Source organism: Candidatus Cloacimonadaceae bacterium (assembly GCA_030693415.1).
Lineage (GTDB): Bacteria > Cloacimonadota > Cloacimonadia > Cloacimonadales > Cloacimonadaceae > JAUYAR01.
This window is the reverse complement of sequence record JAUYAR010000145.1, coordinates 1-10,907: the sequence shown is the minus strand read 5'-3', so window position 1 is coordinate 10,907 and position 10,907 is coordinate 1. Positions and strand designations below refer to the sequence as shown.

Sequence of the window (10,907 nt, the reverse complement as noted above, 5' to 3'; positions counted from 1 at the left end):
CACAATAGTTAGAAGGCAAAAGTTGTAAATGATTTTCTATCATTTGTTTAAATATACATATTGTCCATAAACAGCCCTATGGTCGCGGCTATAAGCATAAGGCTTTTCCCCACGAAAAATGATTGATTTTTACTGAAGTGTCCACTGTACAGACGATATGTCAATTCAAAGCAACCCCTGCCTAAGGATGCCTTTCGCCCACTTTTCTTGATTTCCGGAACGCTAATTTATTGAAATTTAAGGGAATTTACTTGAACAGTCTCATCTATTTTTATATCGGGCTTTACCAGAATAATTACGCCGAAGGCGCGCAAACCACGGGAATAAAGGCTTATAACCCACCCCCAAACTCAATTTGCCGATACGTATTGCTTGGGTAAATATCGAGAAACAAAGAACATATAGTAAAGATGGAAGATAGATATATCATTCCCTGTCAAAAGAGGAGTTCGAATCGCAGGACGGAACACAGACAGTGTGCGAAATTCGGTTCTTCCCCCTTAGCATTACGGAATCAATACGGACTCATTACGGACTAAGTCCGTATTGACTCCGTAATGCTAAGGAGAATGTAGCGCAGCATGCCGATGCTGCGGAGGTGGAAGATGAGAGATGAGAGATGAGAGATGAGAGATGAGAGATGAGAGATGAGAGATGAGAGATGAGAGATGAGAGATGTGCAGTGTGCTGATGATAGTTTTCGATCGGCGTCAGCTTATCTCATCTTTCCTCTCTCATCTCTCCCGCCCATCCACCCCTTCACTTCTTCCCCCTTGACAGAAATCATCTTTTCCGTGTCATGCTCCGGTGAAATAATGTAGCAAGGAGAACCGGCTGGAATGCGATTCAAAAACCTGAGCCCGATCGAGCATCAGACCGCTGTGTTGCTGCTGGTCGCAGCGTTGTTTAACGGTGTTGTCCAAAGCTTGAACCAGACGCAGGATATCATTGCCCGCAAGGCATTGTTCGCTCAGGATTGGCAATTGATGCTGATGACGATGATCTGGCCGATCTCCAATTTCTTTTCCATCTGGTGGGGACGCATTTTTGAAAAAAGCTGCCACAAATCCCGCTACTTTCTCTTAGCCGGCATCGTGGGCAGGCTCACGTTGGTCTATGCGATCTGGCTGACCACGATGAACGAATATCTCGTGCTGCTGGGCTTGGTATTTTCGGCAAATTCGCTCTTGCTTCCCGCGCAAAACAGTATCTATCAGAAAAACATTGATGTCAGCCGCCGCGCGAAGGTCTATGGCTATACGATCAGCCTCGGAATGCTCGTTTCGGTGAGCGTGACTTTCTTTGCCGGAAGGCTTTTGGACATCCATGAAGAGAGTTTCAGGTGGATCCTGCTGGGCACCGGCTTATGTGGATTCGTAAGTTGCGCGGTACTTTCCCTGATCCGCATTCAAGAGCCAAACTTCGAAGCAAATTGCGGAAAAGTCGAATGGCGCAAGACCCTCTTCGATCCGATCCACAGGACATTGAAGCTGCTCAAGGACAACAAACCCTTTGCCGCTTTCGAACGCAGCTATTCGATCTATGGCATGGGCTTTATCATGATGCAGCCGATAATTCCCATCTATTTGGTGGACAAACTGCAGCTCAGCTATACGGCTAACTTCATGGCAAAAGGTGTCTTGTCTCAAATGGGACTGCTCTTGCTTTCCCCAATGATCGGACGCATTCATGATCGTATGCACCCTTTCAAATTCATCTCCAGATCCTTTGCGCTCCTGATGGTTTTCCCTTTGCTCTTTGTGCTTTCCTCGCTGTGGCAGGGCACATCGCTGATGCCGGTGATCATAGTCTTCGTGGCATATCTGATCTTTGGGGTCGCGATGGCGGCGGTGAATATATCCTGGAACATGAGCTCGATCTTTTTCGCTGGAAAAGAGGACGCCTCGATGTATCAAAGCGTGCACGTGACGATGACCGGAATCAGAGGATTGATCGCTCCGGTACTGGGTTTCACGCTGCTCAAGGTTTTCAACCTGACCACCGTGTTTGTCGTGGCGGCAGGTTTTCTGGGCTGGGCGTCTTTGATCAGCTATCGTGATTTTAGGAAGCTTGCCATCCAAACGCCCCATGCGCTTTTGTCCGACCCGCCGGAAGGATAAATTCAGCTGAAGTCTATCTCAACCGAGGTGTCAGATTCCTAATGACGTGCGCGGCAAGAGCTTTGCGCAAAGTGGATTCCCGCTTGACTGATAAAGCTTCGCGGGCTATTCTTTTGGGAGATGTTGTTTTTTTTCTTGACACAAAACCTAAGGTCATATTTGTGAGTGTCTTATTACATGAAGCTAAAAATAGCTCGATCCATCAATAGAAAATAAGTTCAAGGAGTAGCCCCATGACAAAAGCAGATTTGGTGAAAATCATCTCGGAAAACACTGGTATCATCCGCAAAGACGTCGCCGTAGTCGTTGATTCATTGCTTCAATCAATCAAGGACAGCCTCGGAACAGGCAACCACATTGAAATCCGCGGCTTTGGAACTTTCAAGCTCAAAACCCGCAAACCGCGAGTGGGCAGAAACCCCAAAACCGACGAAAAAGTACCGGTTCCCTCCAGAACCGTTCCCACCTTCAAATTCTCCCGCGAATTCAAGACCTCCGTCGTTGACTTCAAAACGTCGTAAGGATTAGAATATGCCCTGCGGAAAGAAGAAGAAACGGCATAAAATTGCCACTCACAAGAGAAAGAAACGACTGCGCAAGAACCGTCATAAAAAGAAATAAGACTTGTTAAACCATCCTTCGGGGTGGTTTTTTTTTGGAGGGGTGGAAGAGATGAGATAGGTCTTTGCTCGAATCCTTCGAATGAATGGGATACCCCGCTCACCTGTTCACTCTTTCACTCTTTCACGGGGTTTCGCATTCGCTCCACCCCGAGCTGTCTTGTGTCGCCTCTGTTGGGGCTGCCGCGCATGAACCGACGGGGACGTCGGTAATTCCATATTCCTTCCACCTTTTTCAGGACACCTCAATCTCATCCCTCAATTCTCAATTAGCAGTAATTCTCAATTCTCAATTCTCCATTCTCCATTCTCAATTCTCCATTCTCCATTCTCCATTCTCAATTCTCCATTCTCAATTCTCCATTCTCCATTCTCATCTCTCATCTCTGAGCCCCTGGATCCACCTTTCCACTCTTTCAAAGCCATTAGCGCTTGTATGGCATTGATATCGGCTCGCAAAAGGAGGCTCTTTTTCCTGATGAAAAGAGGGTATTCGAGATCTTCGCGGCAAAGGCTTGCTATCTGAGAGCGAAGATAGGAAAGCTTGTGGGAATAATCCAGAAATCTGCCATAGCGGGAATCGGTCAGATTGCCAAAGCCGCATCGAAGGACTTTATCGAAGACGCGGCGGGAGAGAGATCTGCCGGTGTAAACCGGAACGGGCATGTTCAGACGGCTTTGAGCGTAATCCAGAAACAGCTTGCGTCCCATCCTGTGTCTCAGTGGCACCGATGCCCAAAAATCCAGCATCGCGTTGTCCCACAAACACAGGCGCCACTCGCTGCCAAAGAACTCATAGACCCGGACGGAATTGTTGATGAACTTTGCCTGCCGTTCCCGCAAGTCCCACTCCTCAAAGAGGGAAGCTGCCTGCTCCGGATTCATGAATGCGGGGATGTCCAGGCTTTGACAGAGCTTTTCCCGAAATACCGGATAATAGCGGTGATAGTGATCTTTCCAGTCCCAAAGCCTGAAATGACGGTTCAAAATCGCCTGGATAAGTGCGTAGCGGGAAACTCTCGGCACGTTTTCGAAGGTTAGCGGCAGATGGCTTCCTTCCAAAAAGTCGCCGGAATGACCGGGAATAAAGATGCTGTCGTCCGGGAGCAAAGCCTTTGCTTTCAAATCCTTAACCGCGAGCCAGTCCTGGATGTGCGCGCTGGCGCTGAGATGCGTGGCATAACGGTAGAAGTCCTTTCGGAGGGATGATTGATAGGCGGCGAACCAGCTCTCCCTATCATGCGCGGCGAAGCGCCATGGAAGTTTCAAGTGATCCGCCGCGGCTTTGGAGATGAGGACTTCGGCGCTTTTGGGATCTCCGTAGCTGAAACAAACGATGTTGTCATAGCCCGCTTCTTTCAACAGGCTGGCGATCAGGCGTGAATCATAGCCGCCGCTCAGAGGGATCGCCACCGGGCGTCCGTTCAGACTTTGGATCAGGCGTTGTGCCATGCCCTTGTGCATATCGTGCATGGCGTCCAAAAGTCCGGCTTTGCCGAGCTTGCTTTCTTCCGGATGGATGTATCTGTAATAGATGTTCAGCTTCAGCGTTTTGGTGTTTTTATTAAATACAAGATACTCGCCGGCAAGCAGTTGCCTGATCTGTGAATAGATCGTGTCCGCGCCGCAGACATAACCCGTGAGGAGAAATTCGGACACAGAGTCATTGTCGATGGTTTCCGGCAGGAGCCTGTCTTTCAGATCAAACGCGTCATCGCTGAGCAGCAGATCGCCTTGATCATCAATGGCATAGAAGAGCGGAAAAGAACGCACTCGATCGACCGCGGCAAAGATCGTGTCCGCGTCTTCAGAGACGAGACAGAAACAGCCGTTCAGGTCTGTCAGGATATCGGATAAAGCTTTGGGTTTTTTGTCTTTTATCAAAGCCTGCAACCCGGACGCGTCGAGATAGCTGCCATTATTATCGGTTGCATAACCTTTGCAGTGGTGCTTAGCGTCGGATTGCCAGGCAAAGCCCCGCTGTTTGATCAGAGCGATCTTCATAATCCCGCGTCTTTGCTTTTTCCAAACAGCTTAAAATCAGCGGCGGATAGCTGGAATAGATCCCTGCAGGTAAATTTCTCCACCTTGACAAACACTGCCAGATAGTAGCCGCCATAGCAGACGTAGGAAATACTGGACGCGAGCGCGGCGCCGTTGATTCCCATGCGGGGAATGAGGATGAGGTTCAAGCCTCCGTTTAAAAGCAGCGTGGCAAAGGTGATGATCAGATGGACGACCGGTCTGCCCTGGGTGAAGAAATATGGTGCTGACACCTTTGCCACGGAGGCAAAGGTCACTCCCGTGAGCAGGATGATCGTGCTAATAACCGCCCCCTGATAGGCAACACCATAGATAAGCGGGATCAGGAAACTGACCGCCATGCCGATCACCGCAAAGAAAGCGCACACATAGAGAGTCAGCTTCACCGTCCGGGCGGTGATCATTCTTCCGCTTGCCTTGTCCTCGGTGTTATAGAGCTTTCCGGTGAGCGCGGAGGTGACGCTGATCGGGATCAAAAACAGCAGTTCCGCGAGAGTCACCGATATAGTATAAACTCCCAGTTCGGCGGTGCCAAGCAGGACTTTGATCACAATCTGATCGATGCGATAGTGCAGAAAGGCAAAGAACGCACCCATATAGACGACCATGCCATACTTGATCTCGGCTTTGAAGAGCAAACGATCCCAATGAAAGCCCATGCGCTTTTTCAACACGATTTGTAAGACAAGCGCGTTGGCAAGCAGTGCCATCACCGTTACCGCAAAGAAAGATCTGATATTGAGCATTCCCGTCAACCAAAGGATCAGAATCACCGCCGTCTTGACCAAGAAGACGGAGATATTGAGCCGGTTGCTTTTTACGATCTGCTCTTCGGCGATGAACCATGATAGATGGTTTTCAAAGAGGAATTGACTGATCACGTAGATCAATCCCAAAGCGATAAAGTAGTATGAATATTCACTGAGGACGACACCCGCCGTCCGCAAAACGATCACCCCCACCGAGATGACGAAAAACATCAAGAAGAGAAAGCCGGTATTGAGGCGAAAGAGCTTGTCATGGTCATAGCCGCTGCGTTTTTGGAAATACATCACGGCATTGTTGATGCCCAGGTGACCATAGGTGCCCAATAGCGTGAAAACCAGCACGATATATGCCAGGTAGCCCTGTCCCTGAGGACCGAGACTGCGGGCGACTATGATGCTGGTAAATAGCCCCAGCACGATGCGGATGCATTGATTGATCAGATTGCTGGTGATATTTGCTTTATATCCCATGGGGCGGCGATGGGTGAATCGGTCTGGTTAGAACAGCTCCTGCTGCGTGTCGTTTGGAGTGACGCCAAGATGGCGATAGGCTTTGAAGGTGGCTTTCCTGCCTTGTAGAGTGCGTTCCAGAAAACCTTGCTGCACGAGGTAGGGCTCAAAGATCTCCTCGATCGTGCCGGCATCCTCTCCCACCGCGACGGAAAGGGTTTTCAAGCCGACAGGTCCGCCGCGGTAGTTTTCCATGATGGTTAAAAGCAAGCGCTTGTCCATTTCGTCCAGACCGGCATGATCGACCTGAAGCATCTCCAAAGCGGCAAGCGCAATCTCCAGAGTGATGATCCCGTCTCCCATGATCTGCGCATAATCCCGCACCCGCCGTAAAAGACGATTGGCGATGCGTGGAGTTCCTCTGCTGCGTCTTGCCACTTCAGCGACGCCATCGTCTTCGGCAGGAACTTCGAGGATTCTGGCGCTTCGTTTGATGATCCGCACAATTGATTCAAAATCATAATAATCCAAGCGCAGCACAATGCCAAAACGGTCTCGGAGCGGAGGAGTGAGCAAGCCAGCCCGGGTCGTGGCTCCGATCAGTGTGAAAGGTTCGATGCCGATCCTGAGAGTGCGCGCGCTGGGTCCGCTATCGAGAATGATCTCCATCTGATAGTCTTCCATGGCGGGATAGATATATTCCTCGATGACGTGGCTGAGGCGGTGGATTTCGTCGATAAAGAGCACTTCGTGTCTCTGAAGATTGGTGAGGATTCCAGCAAGGTCACCAGGTTTTTCAACCACGGGACCGCTACTGACGGTGATATTGACACCCAGTTCGTGGGCGATGATCCCCGCCAGAGTGGTCTTCCCCAAACCGGGAGGACCATAGAACAGCACGTGGTCGAGCGATTCCCTGCGAAGTTTTGCCGCGCGAATGGATATATCCAGCAGCTTTTTTATATGGTTTTGACCGATGAAGTCATCCAGACTTTTGGGGCGCAGCGCACGGTCAAATTCGCTGTCTTCGGATTGGCTGACGGGGTTGTTGATGCGTTCCAGCATTGCTTACTTGCTTACTTTTTTTGGAAGGGCGGAACGATCATCGGCGTTTCCAGGTGTTTGATCAGATTTGATCCGGGGGGAACGACGATGCTCCATTCTTTCTTCTGTCCACTGGCTTTGTGGGTGATCTCCAGAACGAGGGTCTCTCCTTCCTTCCATTCGACGCCAAAATTACCCAGTTGAACCGTTAATATGACCGTGACCGGGAATACTTCATCATCGCCAACTTGTTTGACGGCAAGATGATGGATGCTGTGTTCATCCGTGGAACGAACGATTTCCGGTCTTTCCGCGAACCATGCCCTGAGCAGGTATTCGGGGGCTGATTTGTCCTTCTCAACGGTCACTTGAGGAAGTTTCCCGTCATCAAGCATCAGTTTTTGCACATAAACGCGGGGCAGGGGAATCGCCAAAAGCGGCAGGATCAGCAACGTAAGTGCAAGCAATATTAAAAGTTGTCTCATTTGTGCTCCTATTAGTGTAAGAGACGGAGGATTTTCAGGAAGTGCAGACGCCAAACCATCCAAGCGGCTTCATAGACAATGTGGCGGGACATCTTGGAAACTCCGTTGATGCGCTCGGTGAAGATGATCGGTATCTCTTTGATACGAAAGCCTTTCACCCAGGCGCGGAAGTTCATTTCGATCTGGAAGGCATAGCCGTCCGAGAGGATTCTATCCAGGTTGATGCTCTCCAACACCCTGCGGTGAAAGCACTTGAATCCGCTGGTGGGATCCTTGATCGGCATACCGGTAATCACACGGACATATTTTGAGGCGAAATAGCTGATCAGTAGTCTTTTGAAAGGCCAGTTGACGATGTTTACTCCGCTGCAATAGCGCGAACCGATGACCAGATCGCGCTTTTTGGCTTCTTCGAGCAAGCGGGGAAGATCATTGGGATTGTGGGAAAAATCCGCGTCCATCTCCATGATATAGTCAAAATCCTGCTTTAGCGCGTATTTGAAGCCGGTCACATAGGCAGAACCCAAGCCCATCTTTCCTGGTCTTTCGATCAAATGAATGCGCGGCTCGTTTTCCTGCATGGCTTTGACCGCTTTCCCGGTGCCGTCTGGAGAACTGTCGTCCATCACCAACACCTCAATATCGGGGCTCAGTGCCAAAACGATGCCCAACAGCTTTTCAATGTTCTCGATCTCATTGTAAGTAGGGATGATGAGCAGAGTTTTCATGATTATTTATCCAGATTGTTCTTTAGAAGTTGTGCTTCCGGCACGCCCCGCATTGGTTTTGCGGGACTTCCGAGCATGATCATTTCCGCAGGCGCGTCTTTGGTGACGACGGAGCCTCCGGCAATGCAGGAATCTGCCTCCAACACCTTGCCGGGAAGGATCGTGGCATTCACTCCAATGCGGGCTCCGCGCTTGATCGTGACGCCTTTGAAATGATCAAAGCGTTCGGCATCGCGCGCCATGTAATTATCATTGCTGGTCGCGACGCAGGGCGCAACGAAACAATAGTCTTCAACGGTGGAATAGGCTGTGATATAGCTATTTGTCTCAAATTTGTTGCGCTCACCGATGGTGACGAAGTTTTCGATCGCGACGCCTCTGCCGATGATGTTGAGTTCGCCGATCACTACGTTTTCACGGATAGTCGCCATGTCCGCGATCAGATTGCTGTTTCCGATCTTGCATTGAGCATAGATGATCACATTTGAGCCGATCTGACAGAAAGAACCGATCTCCGCGGGGCTCAGATCCTTCGGCACCTTAAAGATGCTGCGGGGCGAGGAAAGCGGTTTTTTGCCGATAATCGTGTTGTCGTCGATGCGCACATTTTCCCCGATCAGGCTGCCGGGATGGACAACGACGTTGTTTCCGATCATGCATCCATCGCCGATCATCACCTCATCCAGGATCACGACGTTATTGCCCAGGCTCACGTTCTTTCCAAGTTTCGCGGTGTTTGAAATATGCTGGTTCATCCAACCTCCATCTTGATGAGTCCAATTTTTTTCTCGACAAGTAATCAGGCAAGGAAAAAATAACCCAAAGACGATAAAGTGGTGGTAAAATGCAAAATAACATCGACGGATACTGCGATTACATCAGGGTGGAAGGAAAATCTCCACGCACGATCGAAGGCTATAAACTCGATCTCGATCAGCTCCATTCGTTCCTGAAACAGTTCTTTGAAAACGAGGAAGTTCGGGTGGAAGAGATCAACACCTTGCAGATCAGGGACTTTCTGCGTTGGCTGCATGATAAACCGGATTGCAACCGCTCTCTGGCACGCAAAACCGCCGCGCTGAGAGGTTTTTTTTCCTATCTGATGCTCAGTGATATCATCAGCGCCAATCCCATGCTCAAAATCAAACGACCCAAATATGAAAAGAAACTGCCGCATTTTTTCAGTGAGGACGAGATCAACCTGCTTCTCAGCATCCCCGATCAAAACACCAAGTGCGGCATTCGGGATAGAGCGATCCTTGAGACCATCTATTCTTCGGGACTGCGCCTGGCGGAACTTGCAGGTATCCAACTGGGAGACATAGATTTCCGCCGTGGCAGAATCCGCGTGGTCGGCAAAGGAAACAAGGAAAGGATCATCCCCATCGGCAGACCGGCATTGGACGCTATTCGCAGTTATCTGCCTGTCCGGGAGGATTTTCAAACTCAGCATAGCTCAAACCTGCTCTTCCTCACCTACCGCGGCAAGGACTTTGACACCAAACAGTTAGACATCATCCTCGGCCGCTATATCAGCATCGTTGCCCAGCAGAAAGGCTATTCTCCACATACTCTGCGTCACAGCTTCGCCACTCACATGCTTGCCCGGGGTGCGGATCTCAGAGCTATCCAAGAAATGCTCGGGCACAGCCAGCTTTCCACCACGGAAATCTATACCCACGTGACCCTCGAAGACATCAAAGACGCATACCGCAAAGGGCATCCCCGGGGGAAGGGGTAAAGGGTTTGGTGGAAAGGTGGAAGGGTGGAAGAGATGAGAGATGAGAATGGAGAATGGAGAATTGAGAATGGAGAATTACTGCTAATTGAGAATTGAGGGATGAGATTGAGGTGTCCTGAAAAAGGTGGAAGGAATATGGAATTACCGACGTCCCCGTCGGTTCCAGCGCGGCAGCCCCATCAGTGGCGACACACCCACCCACACCGTCAATTCCACAAATCTGCCTTTATCAACCAACTGCTTTGAATTTCAAACTCTTAACCGTTCAATTCGCGTCCTTCCCCGTGAGCATTACGGAGTCAATACGGACTTAGTCCGTAATGAGTCCGTATTGATTCCGTATTGCTAAGGGGGAAGAATGTAGCGCAGGATGCCGATCCTGCGAAGTGAGCGGGTGAACAAGTGAACAAGTGAACAGGTTGTTTCGATTCAGATTTCAATGATCATGATGATCATAACGATCCGCGTCATCTGTGTTCTATTGAGAAGAAGACCACAGGTGAGAGGGTGAACAGGTGATGTCGTGCTCCCGTTCCCAGCAATTCACAATTCTCAACAGTGTTGCCGCCAAAGACACCGCAAAAATGCCATTGACAGAAAAATGCCCGGTGGATTTGTGTGAAGCTCAAACGTGCAAAAGCGTGATCATGGATAGCATAACATGATAAAAACAATAAAGATAAGCCGCGGTGGCAACGGGATATAACCACGAACAGCCACGGCAAGCAGGGACTGGGAGTGATTTCGCACAAAATTTGGGATAGCGTAACCTTGATATTGATGCTGCTATTGTCGCTGCTATTGACCGCTACGGTGATCAATTTGCTGCTGGGTGGCGCGTTTCCGGCGCTTTTTTCAAATTATGCCGTGAAGACCCTCAATCTCGTCTTCGGGATCACGATCGTGCTG

General features: G+C 49.9%; 9 protein-coding genes. 3 read left to right on the top strand and 6 right to left on the bottom strand.

All coding sequences use genetic code 11. From position 1 onward, the window contains the following. Positions 1-839 precede the first annotated feature (839 nt). The gene (locus tag Q8M98_08680) at positions 840-2,120 is read left to right on the top strand and encodes an MFS transporter (GenBank protein MDP3114838.1); all 1,281 of its coding nucleotides are present in this window, start codon (positions 840-842) and stop codon (positions 2,118-2,120) included. Positions 2,121-2,353: 233 nt separating this feature from the next. Then, complete coding sequence (locus tag Q8M98_08675; protein ID MDP3114837.1) at positions 2,354-2,641, top strand: HU family DNA-binding protein; 288 nt, start codon at positions 2,354-2,356, stop codon at positions 2,639-2,641. Between the two features lie 381 nt (positions 2,642-3,022). On the opposite strand, the gene Q8M98_08670 is transcribed toward Q8M98_08675, so the two are convergent. From Q8M98_08670 to Q8M98_08645, 6 genes are read right to left on the bottom strand one after another with little or no spacing between them, the layout of a single operon-like run. After that, positions 3,023-4,744: an asparagine synthetase B family protein gene (locus Q8M98_08670; GenBank protein MDP3114836.1), complete on the bottom strand. Its 1,722-nt coding sequence runs from the start codon at positions 4,742-4,744 to the stop codon at positions 3,023-3,025. Beyond that, complete coding sequence (locus tag Q8M98_08665; GenBank protein ID MDP3114835.1) at positions 4,741-6,021, bottom strand: oligosaccharide flippase family protein; 1,281 nt, start codon at positions 6,019-6,021, stop codon at positions 4,741-4,743. Before Q8M98_08665 ends, Q8M98_08670 begins: the two co-directional genes overlap by 4 nt. A 27-nt stretch (positions 6,022-6,048) precedes the next feature. Beyond that, positions 6,049-7,065 (bottom strand): Holliday junction branch migration DNA helicase RuvB, encoded by a 1,017-nt coding sequence (gene ruvB / locus Q8M98_08660; protein ID MDP3114834.1) that lies wholly within the window; start codon positions 7,063-7,065, stop codon positions 6,049-6,051. Between the two features lie 11 nt (positions 7,066-7,076). Continuing rightward, a complete protein-coding gene (locus Q8M98_08655; GenBank protein ID MDP3114833.1) occupies positions 7,077-7,529 on the bottom strand; it encodes a hypothetical protein in 453 nt (150 codons plus the stop codon). A gap of 11 nt (positions 7,530-7,540) precedes the next feature. After that, the gene (locus tag Q8M98_08650; GenBank protein MDP3114832.1) at positions 7,541-8,257 is read right to left on the bottom strand and encodes a polyprenol monophosphomannose synthase; all 717 of its coding nucleotides are present in this window, start codon (positions 8,255-8,257) and stop codon (positions 7,541-7,543) included. Positions 8,258-8,259: 2 nt separating this feature from the next. Further along, positions 8,260-9,012, bottom strand: a complete 753-nt coding sequence (locus tag Q8M98_08645; GenBank protein ID MDP3114831.1) for a DapH/DapD/GlmU-related protein — start codon at positions 9,010-9,012, stop codon at positions 8,260-8,262. Between the two features lie 89 nt (positions 9,013-9,101). On the opposite strand from Q8M98_08645, the gene Q8M98_08640 reads away from it, so the two are divergent. Then, entirely contained in the window at positions 9,102-9,998 is an 897-nt protein-coding gene (locus tag Q8M98_08640) for a tyrosine recombinase XerC (protein MDP3114830.1), read from the top strand. The last annotated feature ends 909 nt before the right edge of the window (positions 9,999-10,907 follow it).

Coding starts and splice junctions, on each gene's coding strand:
- Q8M98_08680 (MDP3114838.1), top strand. CDS start 840: ATGCGATTCAAAAACCTGAGCCCGATCGAGCATCAGACCGCTGTGTTG.
- Q8M98_08675 (MDP3114837.1), top strand. CDS start 2,354: ATGACAAAAGCAGATTTGGTGAAAATCATCTCGGAAAACACTGGTATC.
- Q8M98_08670 (MDP3114836.1), bottom strand. CDS start 4,744: ATGAAGATCGCTCTGATCAAACAGCGGGGCTTTGCCTGGCAATCCGAC.
- Q8M98_08665 (MDP3114835.1), bottom strand. CDS start 6,021: ATGGGATATAAAGCAAATATCACCAGCAATCTGATCAATCAATGCATC.
- ruvB (MDP3114834.1), bottom strand. CDS start 7,065: ATGCTGGAACGCATCAACAACCCCGTCAGCCAATCCGAAGACAGCGAA.
- Q8M98_08655 (MDP3114833.1), bottom strand. CDS start 7,529: ATGAGACAACTTTTAATATTGCTTGCACTTACGTTGCTGATCCTGCCG.
- Q8M98_08650 (MDP3114832.1), bottom strand. CDS start 8,257: ATGAAAACTCTGCTCATCATCCCTACTTACAATGAGATCGAGAACATT.
- Q8M98_08645 (MDP3114831.1), bottom strand. CDS start 9,012: ATGAACCAGCATATTTCAAACACCGCGAAACTTGGAAAGAACGTGAGC.
- Q8M98_08640 (MDP3114830.1), top strand. CDS start 9,102: ATGCAAAATAACATCGACGGATACTGCGATTACATCAGGGTGGAAGGA.